At 71.7% G+C, this 17,337-nt stretch carries 17 protein-coding genes and 2 tRNA genes; 11 read left to right on the top strand and 8 right to left on the bottom strand.

The genetic code is table 11. From position 1 onward, the window contains the following. Positions 1 to 151 precede the first annotated feature (151 nt). Positions 152 to 1,411, bottom strand: a complete 1,260-nt coding sequence (locus TOK_RS21440) for a M18 family aminopeptidase (RefSeq protein WP_098959803.1) — start codon at positions 1,409 to 1,411, stop codon at positions 152 to 154. Positions 1,412 to 1,420: 9 nt separating this feature from the next. On the opposite strand from TOK_RS21440, the gene TOK_RS21435 reads away from it, so the two are divergent. The 4 genes from TOK_RS21435 (at position 1,421) to TOK_RS21420 (ending at position 6,797) form a co-directional block, all read left to right on the top strand. Then, a complete protein-coding gene (locus tag TOK_RS21435) occupies positions 1,421 to 2,905 on the top strand; it encodes an FAD-dependent oxidoreductase (RefSeq protein ID WP_253258543.1) in 1,485 nt (494 codons plus the stop codon). Next, entirely contained in the window at positions 2,902 to 4,935 is a 2,034-nt protein-coding gene (locus tag TOK_RS21430; RefSeq protein ID WP_098959801.1) for a M3 family metallopeptidase, read from the top strand. Before TOK_RS21435 ends, TOK_RS21430 begins: the two co-directional genes overlap by 4 nt. 563 nt (positions 4,936 to 5,498) lie before the next feature. Continuing rightward, a complete protein-coding gene (locus TOK_RS21425; RefSeq protein WP_098959800.1) occupies positions 5,499 to 6,230 on the top strand; it encodes a response regulator transcription factor in 732 nt (243 codons plus the stop codon). Between the two features lie 294 nt (positions 6,231 to 6,524). Further along, positions 6,525 to 6,797 carry a GlsB/YeaQ/YmgE family stress response membrane protein gene (locus TOK_RS21420; protein ID WP_098959799.1) on the top strand — a complete coding sequence of 91 codons (273 nt, stop codon included), beginning with the start codon at positions 6,525 to 6,527 and terminating at the stop codon, positions 6,795 to 6,797. Positions 6,798 to 6,893: 96 nt separating this feature from the next. Here TOK_RS21420 and hisC read toward each other — a convergent pair whose 3' ends face one another. Continuing rightward, positions 6,894 to 7,946, bottom strand: coding sequence for a histidinol-phosphate transaminase (gene hisC, locus TOK_RS21415; RefSeq protein ID WP_098959798.1), 1,053 nt, complete (start codon positions 7,944 to 7,946; stop codon positions 6,894 to 6,896). A 56-nt stretch (positions 7,947 to 8,002) separates the two neighbouring features. On the opposite strand from hisC, the gene TOK_RS21410 reads away from it, so the two are divergent. From TOK_RS21410 to TOK_RS21395, 4 genes are all read left to right on the top strand, one after another. Next, entirely contained in the window at positions 8,003 to 8,707 is a 705-nt protein-coding gene (locus TOK_RS21410; RefSeq protein ID WP_098959797.1) for a dienelactone hydrolase family protein, read from the top strand. Between the two features lie 36 nt (positions 8,708 to 8,743). Further along, positions 8,744 to 10,723, top strand: a complete 1,980-nt coding sequence (locus tag TOK_RS21405) for an acetoacetate--CoA ligase (RefSeq protein WP_098959796.1) — start codon at positions 8,744 to 8,746, stop codon at positions 10,721 to 10,723. Positions 10,724 to 10,801: 78 nt separating this feature from the next. Continuing rightward, positions 10,802 to 10,891: transfer RNA gene (locus tag TOK_RS21400), tRNA-Ser, on the top strand. A 50-nt stretch (positions 10,892 to 10,941) separates the two neighbouring features. Beyond that, a tRNA-Arg gene (locus tag TOK_RS21395) sits at positions 10,942 to 11,017 on the top strand. Between the two features lie 250 nt (positions 11,018 to 11,267). Here TOK_RS21395 and TOK_RS34755 read toward each other — a convergent pair. Next, positions 11,268 to 11,891, bottom strand: coding sequence for a calcium-binding protein (locus tag TOK_RS34755; protein ID WP_098959795.1), 624 nt, complete (start codon positions 11,889 to 11,891; stop codon positions 11,268 to 11,270). Between the two features lie 555 nt (positions 11,892 to 12,446). Here TOK_RS34755 and TOK_RS21385 point away from each other — a divergent pair. Next, entirely contained in the window at positions 12,447 to 12,722 is a 276-nt protein-coding gene (locus tag TOK_RS21385; protein WP_098959794.1) for a hypothetical protein, read from the top strand. Positions 12,723 to 12,750: 28 nt separating this feature from the next. On the opposite strand, the gene TOK_RS21380 is transcribed toward TOK_RS21385, so the two are convergent. From TOK_RS21380 to TOK_RS21370, 3 genes are all read right to left on the bottom strand, one after another. Beyond that, the gene (locus TOK_RS21380) at positions 12,751 to 13,272 is read right to left on the bottom strand and encodes a globin domain-containing protein (protein WP_172457693.1); all 522 of its coding nucleotides are present in this window, start codon (positions 13,270 to 13,272) and stop codon (positions 12,751 to 12,753) included. Positions 13,273 to 13,634: 362 nt separating this feature from the next. After that, positions 13,635 to 14,216 (bottom strand): lysylphosphatidylglycerol synthase domain-containing protein, encoded by a 582-nt coding sequence (locus TOK_RS21375; RefSeq protein ID WP_172457692.1) that lies wholly within the window; start codon positions 14,214 to 14,216, stop codon positions 13,635 to 13,637. Positions 14,217 to 14,280: 64 nt separating this feature from the next. Next, positions 14,281 to 14,790, bottom strand: coding sequence for a MarR family winged helix-turn-helix transcriptional regulator (locus tag TOK_RS21370; RefSeq protein WP_098959791.1), 510 nt, complete (start codon positions 14,788 to 14,790; stop codon positions 14,281 to 14,283). Positions 14,791 to 14,899: 109 nt separating this feature from the next. Between TOK_RS21370 and TOK_RS21365 the strand changes: the two genes are divergently transcribed. Further along, positions 14,900 to 15,331, top strand: coding sequence for an OsmC family peroxiredoxin (locus tag TOK_RS21365; RefSeq protein WP_098959790.1), 432 nt, complete (start codon positions 14,900 to 14,902; stop codon positions 15,329 to 15,331). A gap of 11 nt (positions 15,332 to 15,342) precedes the next feature. Here the strand turns inward: TOK_RS21365 and TOK_RS21360 are convergent, their stop codons facing one another. Further along, a complete protein-coding gene (locus TOK_RS21360; RefSeq protein WP_098959789.1) occupies positions 15,343 to 16,017 on the bottom strand; it encodes a DNA alkylation repair protein in 675 nt (224 codons plus the stop codon). 5 nt (positions 16,018 to 16,022) lie between these two features. Next, positions 16,023 to 16,733: a dienelactone hydrolase family protein gene (locus TOK_RS21355; protein WP_098959788.1), complete on the bottom strand. Its 711-nt coding sequence runs from the start codon at positions 16,731 to 16,733 to the stop codon at positions 16,023 to 16,025. 253 nt (positions 16,734 to 16,986) lie between these two features. Between TOK_RS21355 and TOK_RS32770 the strand changes: the two genes are divergently transcribed. After that, on the top strand, positions 16,987 to 17,241 hold the full coding sequence (locus tag TOK_RS32770; protein ID WP_098961369.1) for a hypothetical protein: 255 nt from the start codon (positions 16,987 to 16,989) through the stop codon (positions 17,239 to 17,241). Positions 17,242 to 17,337: the final 96 nt, after the last annotated feature.

The following is a 17,337-nucleotide window of genomic DNA, read 5'->3' as shown; positions in this document are numbered from 1 at the left end:
CCGTGCGGATCAACGAAGCGGTGGGACCGGGGAAACGGCGCATTCGCTCGAATGAGTGCACGAGAACGGGCGTCCCGCGGCGTGTCGTCGGGATTCGCCGGGGCGTCATCACGAATTCACGGGAGTGATCGTCGATGTGAAATGAATTCGGCTAGCGGGCGTCGGTGAGGAATTCGGTTGCCGCCGCAACGAGATGGGCGGGGTCCTCGACGCCGCAGAGCTCACGGGCGGAGTGCATCGACAGCACCGGGATTCCGACGTCGACCGTCCGGATGCCGAGCCGCGTCGCGATGATCGGGCCGACCGTGGACCCGCAGGGCACGGTGTTGCGCCCGACGAAGAACTGAGATCCGACACCGGCGGTGCGGCAGGCCCGCTGCCAGGCGGCGGCGCCGGGGGCGTCGGTGGCGTAGCGCTGGTTGGCGTTGACCTTCAGCGACGGGCCTTCGTTGGGCAGGGCGCGGTGGCCGGGGTCGTGCAGGTGCAGGTAGTTGGGGTGGGCGGCGTGGGTGACGTCGACCGACAACGCCCGGGACGTGGCGAAGACGCGGGAGCGCGCGTCGAACCCGCCGGCGAGGTGGGTCAGCAGGGTCTCGAGCAGCGGGCCCGCGGCGCCGGTGGCGGTGGCACTGCCGATCTCCTCGTGGTCGAAGCCGACGAACACGGGCGTCGTCGACGGGTCGCGCTCCGCCGCGGCGACGAGTGCGGTGATGCCGGCGTGCACCGACGACAGGTTGTCCAGCCGGGGCGCGGCCAGCAGCTCACCGTGCTCGCCGAGGCGGGCGGGCAGGGTGAGGTCGTGGACGACGAGGTCGTGCGCGGCGATCTCCGCGCCGTCGACGCCGACCTCCGAGGCGAGGAAGGCCAGCAGGTCACCCTCCCGGGACGCGCCCAGACCCCAGATCGGCAGCAGGTTCTGCTGCGGGTCGAGCGTCAGGCCCTGGTTGACCGAGCGGTCGAGATGGATCGCCAGCTGGGGGACGCGCAGCAGCGGCCGCGCGACGTTCACCAGCACCGACGTGCCGTCGTAGAGGGAGAGACGCCCGGCGAGCCCGAGGTCGCGGTCGAGCCAGGAGTTCCACAGCGCCCCGCCGTAGACCTCGACGGCGACCTGGCGCCAACCGCCGGTCCCGGTGTCGGGCAGCGGCTTGACCTTGAGCGTGGGGGAGTCGGTGTGGGCGGCGAAGATCCGCAGCGGTGAGACGTCGGACCGCTGCCACCAGGCCAGGATCGTGCCGTCGCGGACCAGGTAGCGCCCGCCCGGCGCGGTGTCCCACTCGGCGGTCTCCGGCTGCTCGGTGAACCCGGCGGCGGTCAGCCGGGCCACGGCCTCGGCCACCGCGTGGTACGGGGTCGGGCTCGCGGAGATGAAGTCGGCGAGGTCCAGCGCGAGGTCGGCCACGTCATGCATCCTGCCCTCGTGACCGGTGAGCGGTTCGACGTGGTCGTCGTCGGGGGTGGCAGCGCGGGCTGTGTGCTGGCCGCCCGCCTGGCCGAGAAGCCCGGCCGGAGCGTGCTGCTGCTGGAGGCGGGCCCCGACGTCGTGAGTGGCAATCGTCGCTACAGCGACGATTGCCACTCACAGAGCAGTTTGGCGGCCACCGTGCCCGGTCATCCGCTCAACTGGGGGTACGAGGCCGAGCTGGTGCGCGGGGTCCCTGCTGTCCTGCCCCGCGGCCGGGTCCTCGGCGGGTCGAGCGCGATCAACGGGGCCTACTTCGTCCGGGCCACCCGAGCCGATCTCGACGGCTGGGGCGTCCCGGGCCTGTCCTACGACGAGGCACTGCCGTTCTACGTACGCAGCGAGCGCGACGCGGACTTCGACGGCCCGGACCACGGCCGCACCGGCCCGGTGCCTGTCCGTCGCCCGTCCGGTGCGCTGGTCGCGCCGACCACCGGGCCGTTCCTCGCCGCCGCGGCAGCCCTCGGCTTCCCCGACGAGCCCGACAAGAACGCGGACGGCCCACCCGGCGCGGGGCTGGTCCCGTCGAACGCCGTCGAGGGCGTCCGGGTCAGCGCAGCCGATGCCTACCTCCGCGGCCGGCCCGCCGAGATGCACACCAGCGCGGTGCTCCGGCCCGCGGACGACGCTCAGGTGCATCTCGCGGTCCGCACCGACACGGTGGTCACCGGCATCGTGCTCGACCGGGTGCGGGCCGTGGGGGTGCGGACCGCCGACGGAGTGGTCGAGGCCGGGGAGGTCGTCCTCGCCGCCGGGGCGCTGGCCACGCCGAGGCTGCTCATGCGGGCCGGTATCGGGCCCGGCGAGGTCCTGCGGCAAGCCGGCATCCGGGTCCGCCACGACCTGCCCGTCGGCCAGGGGTTCTCCGACCACCCGGCCGTCTTCCTGCCCTTCCGCCCGCACGAGACCGCCGAGCCGCACCCGCACGCCGTCACCGCGCAGGTCGCGCTGCACCTCGACTCCGGTGCCGACCCCGCGGGCGACCTCGAACTGCTGCTGTTCTCCCGGCCGTTCACCCCCGGCGGCCCGCTGCACGTGATGTGCGCGCTGCAACGCCCGGAACGCAGCGGCGTCCTCACCCCGGACCGCACCGAGCACCGGTACCTGCGCACCGAGGCCGACCGGCGACGGCTCCGCGCCGCCGTCCGGATCGCCGCCGACCTGCTCCGCGCGGGGCTCGGCACCCGCGTCGAACCGGAGGGTTTCGTCCTCGGCAACGACGCCCGGCTCGACGGCTGGATCCGCGACCACCTGACGACGTCGTCGCACCTGTCCGGCACCGCCGCGATCGGCCCGGTGACCGACCCCGGGCTGCGGGTGCGTGGTACGCGGGGGCTGCGCGTCGTCGACACGTCGGTGTTCCCCGCCGTCCCCCGGAGGGGGCCCGCGGCCAGCGCGATCATGTTGGGGGAATATGCCGCGGCGCTACCGTGGGACGGGTGAGCGACAACCCGTTCCTGCACGCGAGCGACCTGCCCTACCAGCTGCCCGACTACCGGCGGATCACCGACGAGCACTACGCCCCCGCGTTCGAGGCCGGCATGGCCGAGCAGCGGGCCGAGGTCGAGGCCGTCGTCACGAACCCGGAGCAGGCGACGTTCGAGAACACCGTCGCCGCACTGGAGCGGTCCGGGCGCATCCTGGACCGGGTGTCGAGGGTGTTCTTCAGCCGCGCGAGCGCCCACACCAATCCCGCCATCGAGGCGTTGCAGGCCGAGATCGCGCCGAAGCTGGCCGCGCACCGCGACGCCATCGTCCTCGACGCACGCCTGTTCGCACGGCTGCGCGACCTGCAGGACCGGGGCGAGAGCCTCGACCCCGAGTCGCAGCGCCTGCTGGACAAGCTCGTCGACGAGGCCGTCCGCGACGGCGCGGAGCTCGACGAGGCCGGCAAGTCCCGGCTCCGGGAGCTGAACTCACGCATCTCCTCGCTGTCGACGGCCTTCGGCAGCCAACTGCTGGCCGACGCCAACGCCTCCGCGGTCGTCGTCGACGATCCGGCCCGCCTCGACGGCCTCTCCTCCGGCGCGATCTCCGCCGCCGCGGCCGCCGCCGAAGCCCGCGGGCAGGAGGGCCACCTGCTCACCCTCGTGCTGCCGACCAACCAGCCCGCGCTGGCGTCGCTGACCGACCGGTCGCTGCGCGAGGAGCTGTTCCGCGCCTCCACCGAGCGCGGCGCACACGGCGGGGAGCACGACACCCGAGCGATCCTCGCCGAGCTGGCCGCCCTGCGCGCTGAGCGGGCCCGGCTGCTCGGCTTCCGCGACCACGCCTCCTACGTGGCCGCCGACAGCACCGCGGGCTCTGTCGACGCCGTGGCCGGGCTGCTCGCCGACCTGGTGCCGCCCGCCGTCGCCAACGCGCAGGCCGAGGCCGCCGAGCTGCAGGAGATGGCGGGGGAGCAACCGTTGCAGCCGTGGGACTGGTCGTTCCACGCCGAACGCGTCCGCAAAGAGCGCTTCTCCGTCGACACCGCCGCCCTGCGCCCCTACCTGGAGCTCGACCGGGTCCTGCACGACGGCGTCTTCCACGCCGCGGGCGCGCTCTACGGGCTGCGGTTCGTCGAGCGCGACGACCTCGTGATGTACCACGACGACGTCCGTGTCTGGGAAGTCTTCGACGGCCCGGAGGACAGCGGCGTCCCGCTCGGCCTCTACGGCGCCGACTTCTACGCGCGCGACTCCAAACGTGGCGGCGCCTGGATGAACGCCCTGGTGTCGCAGTCGCGGCTGCTCGGGCAGCGGCCCGTCGTCATGAACACCCTCAACATCCCCAGGCCCGCCGACGGCGAGCCCACCCTCATGACCTTCGACGAGGTCACGACGCTGTTCCACGAGTTCGGCCACGCCCTCCACGGGCTGCTCTCCGACGTCACCCACCCGCGGTTCTCCGGCACCAGCGTGCCGCGCGACTTCGTCGAGTTCCCGTCGCAGGTCAACGAGATGTGGGCGCTGTGGCCGGAGGTCCTCGCCGGGTACGCCCGCCACCACGAGACGGGCGAGCCGATGCCGACCGAGCTGGTCGGGAAGCTGGTCGCGGGCCGGGCCTACGGCGAGGGCTTCGCGACGACCGAGTACCTCGCCGCGGCCGTCCTCGACCAGGCCTGGCACACCCTCACCGACGACGTCCCCGCCGCCGACGAGGTGCAGGACTTCGAGGCCCGTGCCCTCGCCGAGGCAGGGATCGCGCTGGCGACCGTCCCCCCGCGCTATCGCAGCACCTACTTCAACCACGTGTTCGCGGGCGGCTACAGCGCCGGCTACTACTCCTACATCTGGTCGGAGGTCCTCGACGCCGACACCGTCGAGTGGTTCACCGAGAACGGCGGCCTGCGTCGCGAGAACGGCGACGCGTTCCGCAAGGCGCTGCTCTCGCGCGGCGGTGCCGTCGAGCCGATGGAGGCCTACCGGGCCTTCCGGGGCCGCGACCCCGAGATCGCGCCGCTGCTGGCCCGCCGGGGGCTCGCGCGCTGAACGGGCCGGTCCCGGCCGGGACACGCACCACACCGATGAGCCGCGGGAGGCGGCGGCGGGCGGGGACGAGGTCGTTTCCGCCCGTCCCCGCCCGAGGTGACCGCCTCGTCGACGACCGTCCGATGGGGAGCTTCGGAGGGGCGCCGACCCCGCGGTGGGTGTTGGATGGGACGAGTCCCCGGGCCCCGCTTGGGGCGCCGGACCCGGGGACGTCGGTCCGTTCGAACGTCGTGCGGCCGAGGATGGGAGCCATGGGCCGCAGTCGGTCCTCGCGACCAGCCGGGTGGGGAGCATGCCGGTCGCCTGCGCGGTGGTTCCGTCGCATGGCCGAGAACCTATGAAGACCCGACGCGCAGAGGTGCGATCCTGAGAGCCGAGGTTGCGCATGCGCGCCGACAGGTCCGACGGACGCGCCGGGGAGCGGCCCAGGCCGCATGTCTCCCGACCCCCTTGCTCCGATCGGAGCAAGGGGTGTCTCAGGGGTGACCGTTGGCCAGATCAGGACGACCGCTCAGCCCGTTAGCCGATCGTTATCTGCCGCTCACGGGGGATGGTCTCCAGCGATGCTCCCTGTTGCTCCCCCAGAGGGCGTGTCGGCGTTCGTCCCGGCACAGCGGTCCTCGGACCGGAGACCGCTGTCCCCGGACACAGTCCTGCTGGCGCTACCCGCGACCGCCGCCACGGCGTCGGTCCTGCGCAGCCTGCGCGCCGACGGCCTCGACGTCACCCCTGCCCACGACGGCATCGGCGTCCTCGACGCCGCCCGTGCCGGCGTCCCCGCGCTCGTCGTCCTCGACGTCGAGCTGCCCGGCCCCGACGTCTCGACGGTCGTCGGCGCACTGCAGGCGGAGGTGCCGTCCGCGCCGCTCGTGGCGGTGACGCCGCGCGAGCGACGCTCCGCCCTGCTCGGGCTGCTGCGGGCCGACCGCGACGACTACGTGTTGCGGCCCTTCCCCGTCGACGAGCTCGTCGCTCGCATCCGGCTGCGGCTGCGTCAGGGCGGGCTGATCGACGAGAACGTCGTCCGCGTCGGTGACCTCGCGGTCGATCCGGACCTCGGCGAGGTCCAGATCGACGGCCGGCCGGTCGCGCTGTCGCCGACGGAGTTCTCGCTGCTCATGGCGCTGGTCTCGGAAGCGGGGGAGACGGTCTCGCACGACCGGATCGCCCAGCAGGTCTGGACGGAGCCGGCGTCGGCGAACCTCGTTCAGGTCTACATCTCGTACCTGCGACGCAAGATCGGACCCGAAAGGATTCGGACGGTGCGCGGCGCGGGATACGTTCTCGAAGGCTGATCGCCCGTTCCGGTCCCGATCGCCCGCGCACGATTGGCACAACGTCGACCGGGGTACTCCGCGCGGTTCTCCGGCCGGGTCACCCGGAGGCCGATGATCAGCGCGAACGGTGGACGTCGCCGCGGCGATCGGGTGGATGTCCGCCTCTCGTATGTCGGCCTCCGAACGGACAGATAACACTTCGGTGTTGTTCGGGGTGTCCGGCGAGCGCGAATTCGCGAAGAGTGTCAGTCTCGGTTCACGAGAATTGCGCGGCCGTCGTGGCGGCGCCTCGACGACGGATCGGGGGATCACATGCTCGGTAGCATCATCGGCGCAATCATCATCGGTATCGTTCTCGGTGTTCTGGCCCGGCTCATCCTGCCCGGCAAGCAGAACATCCCCGTGTGGCTGACGATCGTGGTCGGCATCATCGCCGCCTACATCGGCACCTGGATCGCCCGTGCGTTCGGTGTCGCCGACACCAACGGCATCGACTGGCTCGAGCACCTCGTCCAGCTGATCGTCGCGATCATCGGCATCGGCCTCGTCGCGGGCATCTACTCCCGGCGTGGCGTCCGCCACTGACGCCGGGCGGCGCTCCTGAACGCCGCTTCGCTGAACAGAACGGCCCGGGGACCTCGGTCCCCGGGCCGTTCGTCTGCGTCGGTTCGCGTGCGGTTCTCAGCTCGCGAAGGCACCCGCCGCCGCGAGGAGCAGGTCGTTCTCCTCGGGGCTGCTCACGGTCACCCGCACCCCGTCCGGCGCGAACGGGCGCACGATCACCTTGTGGTCCATGTGGTGCGCGGCGAAGGCCGCCGTGCGCTCCCCGAGCGCGAGCCACACGAAGTTCGACTGCGTCGGCGGCACGGTGAAGCCCATCCCGAGCAGCGCGTCGCGCACCCTGACCCGCTCGGTGACGACCTCCGCGCAGGACGCCAGCAGCTCGTCCTTCACGTCGAGCGCCGCCAACGCTCCGGCCTGCGCCACGACGCTCACCGCGAACGGTGACCCCACCTTCCGCAGCGCCGCGATCACCTCAGGCGCGCCGAACGCGTAGCCGACCCGCAGGCCGGCCAGCCGGTACGCCTTCGAGAACGTCCGCAGCACCACCAGGTTCGGGTGCGCGTCGACCAGGTCCCTGCCGTCGACGGCGTCGTCCGCGGTCACGTACTCGTAGTAGGCCTCGTCGAGCGCGACGAGCACGTCCGGCCCGACCGCGGCCAGGAACCGCTCCAGCTCCGGGCGGGTGACGACGGTGCCCGTCGGGTTGTTCGGCGAACACACCATGACCAGCCGCGTCGCCGGGCCCACCGCGGCGGCCATCGCGTCGAGGTCGTGGCGGAAGTCGTCGGTCAGCGGGACGGGCCGCGACGTCGCCCCGGCGACCTGCGTGACGATCGGGTACGCCTCGAACGACCGCCACGCGTAGACGACCTCGTCGCCCGGCCCGACACAGGTGATGTTCACGAGCTGCTGGCACAGGCTCACCGAGCCGCACCCGACCGCGACGCGCTCGGGCGGCAGGTCGAGCTCCGCGGCCAGCCGGCCGGTCAACGTCGTCACCGCGAGATCGGGGTAACGGTTGCCGCCCGCGGCGGCGTCGGCGATGGCGGCGAGGACGGAGGCGGGCGGCGCGAGGGGCACCTCGTTGCTGGCGAGCTTCACGGCCCCGGGAACGGCGCGGCCCGGCACGTAGGCCGGCAGCGCGTCGAGGTCCGCGCGGATCAACGTCATGGGGGTCACCGTAGACCGGGCCCGTGAGCGGCCGACCGACGTGGAAGGCTTGCGGCATGACCGAGATCCGGACGGAAACCGTCCCGCTCGTCGACGGCAGCCGGCTGCGGCTGACCGTCGCGGAGCCCGACGGCTCGGTGCGCGGGGGGATCGTCGTGCTCCACGAGGCGCGCGGCGTCACCGAGAGCGTCCGCAATCTCGTCTCCGCCATCGCGGGGGACGGATGGCTGGCCGTCGCGCCGCATCTCTACCACCGTGACGGCGCCGACGAGATCGATGCCGCGCACTCCGACGAGCACGTGCAGGAGCAGGTCGAGAAGCTCGACCGCGAAGAGGTCATGGCCGACACCGACACCGCGTTCGGCTGGCTCGCCGAGCACGAGGTCCAGGCCGACCGCATGGGCGTCGTCGGCTTCGACCTCGGCGGCTCCGTCGCCCTGCTCGTCGCGGCGAAACGCACCCTCGGCGCGGCCGTGACCGTCGGCGGCGGCGGGGTCACCACCCCCACGTCCGACGGGCTGCCCGAGCTCCTCGAGGCCGCGTCGGCGCTGACCTGCCCGTGGCTGGGCATCTACGGCAGCCCGCCCGAGGGCGGCGAGTACGCCGGGATCGGGCAGCTGCGCGACGCGACCGACAGCGCCCGGGTCGCCACCGACCTGGTCACGTTCCCGCTGTCGGGGCACCGTTTCGACGCCGATCCCGATGCTGCCGCCGAGGCCTGGCAGCGGATGCTCAATTGGTTCGGGTCACACCTGCGGTAGCTGGCCCTGCGCATGATCGCAGGGAAAACTCCGGGGATGGCAACCGGAGCCCCCGACGTCGTGTGGTCCCCTTCGCCCGAAGCGGCCGAGTCGAGCGAGATCGCGAGGTTCGCCCGCTTTCTCCGTGAGGAACGCGGCGCCGACCTTCCCGACGACACCGACTACGCCGCCCTGCATGCCTGGTCGGTGGCCGACGTCGGCGCCTTCTGGGCCGCTGCCGCCGACTTCTTCGGGGTCCGGTTCCACGACGCCCCCACCGCCGCACTGGGTTCCGACGAGATGCCCGGGGCCGACTGGTTCCCGGGCGCCACGCTCAACTATGCCGAGCACGCCCTCACCGACGGCCCCGGCCGCTCCGGCACCGACGAGGCGATCGTGTTCGCCCGCGAGGACGGCCTCGAACGCATCGTGACCCACGCCGAGCTGCGCGGCCTCGTCGGCCGTGCCCGAGCGGGACTCGTCCGGGCCGGCGTCGGCCGCGGCGACCGCGTCGCCGCGCTGGCGCCCAACAGCGTCGAGACCCTCGTCGCGTTCCTGGCCACCGCGAGCCTCGGCGCGATCTGGTCGTCGTGCTCCCCGGACTTCGGCGCCCGCGCCGTCCACGACCGCTTCGCCCAGATCGAGCCGGCCGTGCTCGTCGCCGTCGACGGCTACATCTACAACGGCCGCGGCTTCGACATCCGCCCCACCGTCACCACCCTGCAGTCGCAGCTGCCGACGGTCCGCGAGACGGTCCTCGTGCCCTACCTCGACGAGTCGGCCGAGCTGGAGGGCACGACCGGCTGGGCCGACTTCACCGCGGAGTCCATGCCGCTGGAGTTCGAGCAGGTCCCGTTCGGCCACCCCCTGTGGGTCCTCTACTCGTCGGGGACGACCGGCCTGCCCAAGGGCATCGTCCACGGACACGGCGGCATCCTGCTCGAACACCTCAAGGCGCTGCGCCTGCAGTCCGACCTCCGGCCCGGCGACCGCTTCTTCTGGTTCACCACCACCGGCTGGATGATGTGGAACTACCTCATCGGCGGCCTGCTCGCCGGGATCACGATCGTCCTGTTCGACGGCAGCCCCGCCCACCCCGACCTCGGCGCCCTGTGGCGGCTCGCCGAACGCCACCGCGTCAAGTACTTCGGGACGTCCGCGCCGTTCATCCAGTCCTGCCTCAAGGCCGGCCTGCGCCCGCGCGACGAGGCCGACCTCTCCGCCCTGCGCACCGTCGGCTCCACCGGGGCGCCACTGTCGCCCGAGGGCTTCGAATGGGTCGGCGACGCCGTCGGTGACGGCCTGCAGATCGCCTCCGTCTCCGGCGGCACCGACCTCTGCGCCGCCTTCGTCGGCGGCGCGCCCACCGTCCCCGTGTGGCGGGGCGAGATCTCCTGCGCCGCACTGGGAGCCGCCGTCGTCGCCTACGACGAGAAGGGTGAGGAGCTCGTCGACGAGGTCGGCGAGCTCGTCGTCACCCGGCCGATGCCGTCGATGCCGGTGATGTTCTGGGACGACCCCGACGGCACCCGGCTGCGCGAGGCCTACTTCGAGGACTACCCGGGCGTCTGGCGCCACGGCGACTGGGTGCGGCTCACCCCGCGCGGCTCCTACGTGATCTACGGCCGCTCCGACTCCACCCTCAACCGCGGCGGCGTCCGCATGGGCACCGCCGACTTCTATGCCGTTGTCGAGGCCGTCGACGGCGTCGCCGACTCCCTCGTGATCGACACCACAGAGCTCGGTGCCCGCGACGAGGGCGCCTTGCTCTGCTTCCTCGTCCTCGCCGACGGGGCGTCGTTGGACGATCTCGAACCGGCCCTGCGCAGGACCCTGCGCACCGAGCTCTCACCCCGCCACGTCCCCGACCGCTTCATCGTGATCGACGCCGTGCCGCGCACCCTCAACGGCAAGAAGTGCGAGGTCCCGGTCAAGAAGATCCTGGCGGGCGTCGCGCCCGACAAGGCCGTCAGCCGCGGCGCGCTGCAGAACCCCGACTCCCTCTCGCCGTTCCTGGAGATGGCCGCGTCGGGGTGATCGTCTCCGGGGTGGGGGGTGTGTGAGAGCTGCCGGAGGGACGTGTAATGTTCTCCTCGCTGAGGCCGAGAGGCCCCGGGAGGCTTCGCCTAGTCTGGTCTATGGCGCCGCACTGCTAATGCGGTTTGGGGTCACCCCCCATCCCGGGTTCAAATCCCGGAGCCTCCGCGCAGGTGTTGCCGGCCCCAGGGTCGGCCGCAGCTACAATTGAAGAGCAAGCGCCCGTAGCTCAACGGATAGAGCATCTGACTACGGATCAGAAGGTTAGGGGTTCGAATCCCTTCGGGCGCACCACGACGAACTCGCCCTGACCAGTAAGAACGGTCAGGGCGAGTTCGTTCGTAAGGCTGATGTCGATCTTCGGCCACGAGTCTGGCCACGAACGTCGCCGGCGTTTCGATCACGGCCAGCAGCGACGCCCTGGCGGGCCGTCGGCGCGGGGGCATCCGCCGACACGGGAACGGGAATGGCTCTCCACGAGGTCGACGCGACCACGAGGATGGGCACATCGCGTGCTGTCTGGGCCGACAGAGGTCATCAGCCGTCAGGGTGGAAGGATCGCTTCATGGTCTCCAGTCATTGCCGCCGTCAGGTCCCGGAGGAACCGGACCGGTGACATGTCGGTGTGGCCCGGACCGTTGTGACCCGGGCCAGCACCTGCGCGACCGCCACCCGGAGATGCGAGCCCGCAGCCGAGCCCGGTGAGGGGACGGATACAAGTGTTGTTACCGGGGCCACCGATGTTGGTGTTGGTGCCCGCGGCGCCGTCGAGGTAGTCGTTGCCGATGCCTCCCATCAGCATGTCGTTGCCGTCGCCGCCGTCGAGGTTGTCGTTGCCGATGCCCCCGGACAGCGTGTCGTCGCCCGCGCCGCCGCAGATCAGATCGTTGCCGCCCAGGCCGGTGAGGACGTCGTTGCCGCCCAGTCCATAGATGAGGTCGTCGCCTGGGGTGCCGGTGATGTGGTCGGCGCGGGAGGAGCCGACGATTGCGCCCTGTGGTGGGGCGACGTCGCAGGTCGCGGTGCTGGGCTGCGCGGACGCGACGCCGGGTACGGCCACGATCGCGGCGGCGGCGGCGAGAACTGCAGCCGCGCCTGTGAGGGCCGGCCGGTGCTGTCTGACGCGAGCCGGGCGCCGGGCGTGGTCGTGCGAGCGACGGTAGGACATGGGTGTGGCTTCCCTTCGCCGAGGAGTCGTTGCGCCTATCCCTGCTCACCACCGGTGTAGCTGAACGTTCGGGTGGTCGTGGAGCCCGCTGTCCTGCATGCCCCTGTCGCAGCCGCGACTCGCGCGCCAGGCAGACGCGCCTCGCGGCGATCACCACCCTGGCCGAGCACGCAGCCACGGCGTGGCCTCGTCTCGCCCACGATGCCGAACCTTCCCAGCCGGGACGACGTCGGCCCCCACGGTGAGGAGCGTTCACCGGTTACTCGTCGAACCGGGCCGCCGCGTTAACCCGTATGGGGACCTTCACATCGAACGTGGGCAGGCGCCGCCGCCCGAGACCAGAGCACTCGGTCCTCGGGGCGAGGGGAGGTGCAGCCGATCACCGCGAGCCTGGCGGCCACGACGGCGACCAGGGGCGGCGAGCGGGGGCGGGGCAGGGTGCGCACTGGCCCGGGTCAGGTGCGCGCGGAGGGCGATTCCGCTCGTCCCGTCCGGCGCCGCCGGAGAGCCGGTCCTCGTCCGCCGCCTCGCGGTGCGCTGTGATGAGCAGTTCCTGTGGACGGTGCTGCTGGTGTCGAGCTGATCCTCATCGGTTACGCGATGCTGTTCGCGGCGGAGCGGGAGCGGCTCGGCGTCCAGCTGATCATGGCGACGTCGCCGACCGCGATGATCGGCATGGGGCTGGTACTGGTCGGGAACCTCGAAGGCCCGTGCCGGACCGTCCAGCCCGACGAGATGCAGCGCACGCTCGCGCTGATGCAGACCACGCGGCTGCCCTCGATCGGGCCGCTGCTGCCGCCGTGCGACGCGCAGGGCGTCGCGACCAGCTGACGTCGTCGGTCGCCGGTGGACGGGCCGATCAGCGGGGGCCGTGGATGACGGGCGTCCCCATCGCCGCGCGAGTGCCGGCGACCATGTGCTCGGTGACCCATTGGATGACGGCGATCCAGCAGGAGCTGAGGTAGCTGGAGTAGTCCTGGTCGGCGACGTCGCGGACGGCTCGGGTGAGCGCGTGGGCGACGTACATGTAGTGCTCGGGCTCGACGTGGTACTTCACGTAGTGCTCGCGCCCCATCCGGTGCAGGACGACCTCGAGCTCGGCGGTGTCCTGCGCCGAGATCTGCGCGATGGCGGCGAGGAGTGCGTCGGTCATCTTCTGCATCTGGCCGGTCATGTCGGCGGCGAACATCGCGCGGGTCGTAGGGGCCATCTCGAACAGGTGGTCGTAGAAGACCTCGGCCAGCCGGACCGGCCGGTCCGTGACGGCCCGGCACGACCGCTGCACGGCCTGGATGACCTCGGGCCCGGGTCGGCGCGCCGGTCGGGGCGCCTGGGCCTGCTGGGGCAGTGACAGCGAGCGGGCGAGTGAGCGAGCAACCACGACAGGGGCCATCCTTCCGACCCGCCGGACAGCTCGTCGTCGGGCGCGGACGGGACGCGCCGATACCTGTCGATCGGTTCTGCCGGCTCACCCGTTTCACGTTGTGACCGACTGATTACTCGTTCGGAACCGACCATTCGTCGCGGCCAGGCCGACCGCGGCTCGTCCGCGGGTGTCGACGGTGTTCGCGATCCCGGTCGTCGACGCCCGCCCAGGCCTCGTCGAGCCACGCGGACACGGCGTCGTGGTGTGACGCGGCATCCCGGCCTCGGGTGCGCCCAGCACGCCGTACGGGCCACCCGTGGGTATACGCGCAAACGCAGTCGGTCGCCGGACGAGATCCTCGGCCGCCGACGACGGCGTCAGGTGGTCGCCGGCCTGCGGCGCAGCTCCTTCGCGCCGAGGGTCCATCCGGCGACGGTGGGTGCCCCGGTCGAGATCAGGCGGTAGAGGACGACGGCGGGGAGGACGGCGTGTGCGTCGCTCCCCGCGGCGACGAGGGCGGCGATGAGGGCGAGGTCGGTGGTGCCGATGCCGAACGGCAGGAGCGAGAGGTTCGACGCGGCCATCGCGGCGGCGTAGGCGAGCAGGACGGCGCCGACACCGGGGACGGGCACTCCGGTGGCGACGAGGCAGACCGCCAGGGTGGTGATGTCGAGGACCCAGTTCACCAGCGAGTACGTCGCCGCGGCCGTCCATGTCGAGGCCCACAGCCGGGCACCGGACAGGTCCTGCACGGCTGCGACGATCGAGGGTGCGGCGACGACGAGCTCCACCGTCACGACGGCGACGGCGACGGCGGCGAGGATCGTCCGCAGCCGTGGGCGTCGGCGGGCGCGTGGCGGGCCGTCGACGCGTCCGATCCCGGTCGTCGTCAACGTGGTCCCCCAGCGGTGCGCAGAGATGACCGGTCCGGCGCGGGCGTCGTGCCGGTCGGTACCCACTCTCGACCCGCGTGGTCGTACCGAGATGTCCGGTCGCTGTGCGGCGGCTGTGAGTCCGCCGGGATCAGCCGGCGCGTTCGGTCTCGACGGGTTCGGGGGTGGCGTGGCCGCGCAGGCGTGTCGTCAGGGTCTCGAGCGCGTCCCGCAGGTCGGCGGCCGCGGCGGCCGTCATCCCCGTGGCCTCGACGACCGAGGCCTGGGCGGTGACGGCGTCCCGGTAGAGGTCGCGCCCGGCGGGTGTGCAGGCCACGAGCAGTACGCGTTCGTCGGCGAGCGACCGGTGCCTGGTGACCAGCCCGAGCTGGGCGAGCCGCTTGACCAGCGGTGACAGCGTCCCGTTGTCGAGTGAGAGCCGTTCGCCCAGCTCCTTCAGGCTCAGCCCGGGCGTCCGGTCCCCGGTCCGGTCCTGCTCCCAGAGGACGAGCATCACGATGTACTGGCTGTAGGTCAGGCCGGTCGCGCTCAGCGCTGCGCGGTAGCAGCCGGTGATGGCGCGGGACGCCGAGTACAGCGCGAAGCACAGCTGGTCGTCCAGCTGGAGGTCGGCCGTCGGCTCGTCGCCCGGGTGGGTCATGGAGCAAGGATACGTGACGGGCAACTCTGTCGTACACGATTCTGTTGCACACAACGGAGTTGCGGTAGGTTGCGGTGGTAGCCCGGAGTCTCGATCAAAGGAGTCAGCAATGCCTGCACGTACGTCGACCGCTGTCTGGAACGGTGACCTCGAGAGCGGCACGGGCCGGATGGTCGTCGGGAACAACGCCTACACCGGCGACTTCTCGTTCAAGTCGCGCTTCGAGGAGGGCGCCGGCACGAACCCGGAGGAGCTCATCGCGGCCGCGCACGCCGGCTGCTACTCGATGCAGCTCTCGGCGATGCTCGCCGCCGCGGGCAAGAACCCGACGAGCGTGTCGACCAGCGCGCACGTGACCCTGCAGATCGTCGACGAGAAGCCGACGATCACCAAGATCGCGCTCGACACCGTCGGCGTGGTCCCCGGTCTGTCGAGCGAGGAGTTCGCCACGTTCGCGGAGGACGCGAAGGCGGCATGCCTCGTCACCCGGGCACTGTCCGGTGTCGGGACCGTCACCCTGAAGGCCGAGCTCGGGAGCTGACCCGCAGGTCGTCACGCCCCCTGGCGGCGCACCATCTCGGTGATCCAGACGGGGGCGTAGGGCGAGGTGCAGTTCGGGGGCGTCGGGTAGTCCTTCAGGACGCCCAGACGCTCGCCGATGTCGAGGGCGCGGGCGCGGTGCGCGGGATGCTCGATGCCGATCTGGGCGAGGCAGTGGTTCATGGCCCACTGCAGCCGGTCGGGGGCGTCCTTCATCTGCGCCTCGACGACGTCGAGCAGCCCGTCGAGGTCGAGAACGTCCGGCTTCACGGCAACACGTTCGGTGGTCAGTGCCCAGCCCGCGCTCGCGACGACGGGGTCCGGGTCGGCGAACCACGCGACCCGCAGCGCGTCGGCGTGCGGGTTCTTCTTGACGACGTAGCCGACGAGCCAGTCGTGCACCTTCGGCGTGCGCGACTGCCGCAGCATGGCGTCGAGCTCGTCGCGCTCGAACGCCTTGGGTCGGCAGATCAGCAGGGCGAGGAGCTTGGCGGCGGTGTCGCCGGTGGCCCAGAGCTCCCGCGCCAGGTCGTGCTGCGCCTTCAACCTCTTGGCGACGGCGCGCAGCTTCGTCAGGTTCACGGCGTGGTCGTCGCCGTGCCTCTCGTTGACCTCGCGGATCCGGGGGTCCTCGAGGGCGGCGAGCTCGGCCAGCAGCTCGGGGACCGCGACGGCAGGGGCGGACATACCGGTCAGTCTTTCAGGTGCTGCGCGAGGAACGCGAGGGTCTGCGGCCAGGCCTCGGCGGCCGCGCGCTCGTCGTAGAACGACGGGGCGTCCCAGTTGGAGAAGGCGTGCCCGGCGTCGTGCAGCTGGACGGTGACGACGTCCTTGCCCGCCATGGCGTCCTGGACCTCACGGATGTTCTCGGCCGGGATGAACGGGTCGCGGGTGCCGTAGTGGAACAGCGTGGGGCACACGAGGTCGTCGGCCTTGTCGAGCATCGAGTTGATGGCGGAGCCGTAGTACGGCACGGCGGCGTCGATCCCGTGGCCGTCGGCGCGGGCGGTCGTGGCGCACAGGTAGGCCAGCGCGCCGCCGAGGCAGAACCCGATGGCCCCGACCTTCCCGGTGCACTCGGGCGCGGCGCGCAGGTGGGCGAAGGCCGCGGTGATGTCGCCGGCGGCGTCGCCGAAGTCGAGACGGCCGACCATCGCCATGCACGCCTCCATGTCCGACTCGTCCTTGCGCTCGAAGCGCGGTTCGAGCCGCCAGAACATGTCGGGTGCGAGCGCGACGTACCCCTCACCGGCGAGGCGGTCGCAGATGCCGCGGATGTTGTCGTTGACCCCGAAGATCTCCTGGAAGACGAGCAGCCCGGGCCCACTGCCGGACTCGGGCAGGGCGCGGTAGGCGTCGAAGACGCCCCCGTCGGGGGCGGTCACCTGGACGTGGTCGGTCACGGGATCTCCTCAGCGGTCGGCAGGACAGGGATACCACCGACGGCACCCCGCCGGTGGGCGGACGGGCACCGCGGCCGCCGGGCTGAGCGTCTCGCCCGCGACGTCCGGCCGATCACCGGCCACCGGCAGGAGTGGGGTTTGCCCCCTCGGGAACGGGGGCGTGCTCGATGGGAACGAGGCCTCGTGGGCGGCAGAGTTCTCCTCAGCAGAGCAACACCCCCACAGCAACCCCCACACACCGAAGAGGCCCGCCATGTTCAAGTCCCACTGCTCCACCAGCAAGCACCACGACGACAAGTCCTGGAACAACGACGACTACAAGCACTGCAACGACGACTACAAGCCCCACAACGACTGGGACGACAAGTACAGCCACTGCTGGGATTACAAGCAGACCGACCACTGCTGGGACGACAAGTCCTACGACGACAAGAGCTGCCACGACCAGGACTACAAGCACTGCAACGACGACTACAGCCACTCGAGCGGCGGCTACGGCCACCACTGAGCCCCGCATGCCACGCACCCGAACGCCCCCGGACCTCCGGCCCGGGACTGTAAAACCAACGGTGTAACTCCGATCGAGGAGGAAGCACACGATGGC

This window comes from Pseudonocardia sp. N23 (assembly GCF_002583555.1).
GTDB lineage: Bacteria > Actinomycetota > Actinomycetes > Mycobacteriales > Pseudonocardiaceae > Pseudonocardia.
This window is presented reverse-complemented; position numbering and strand designations above follow the sequence as displayed.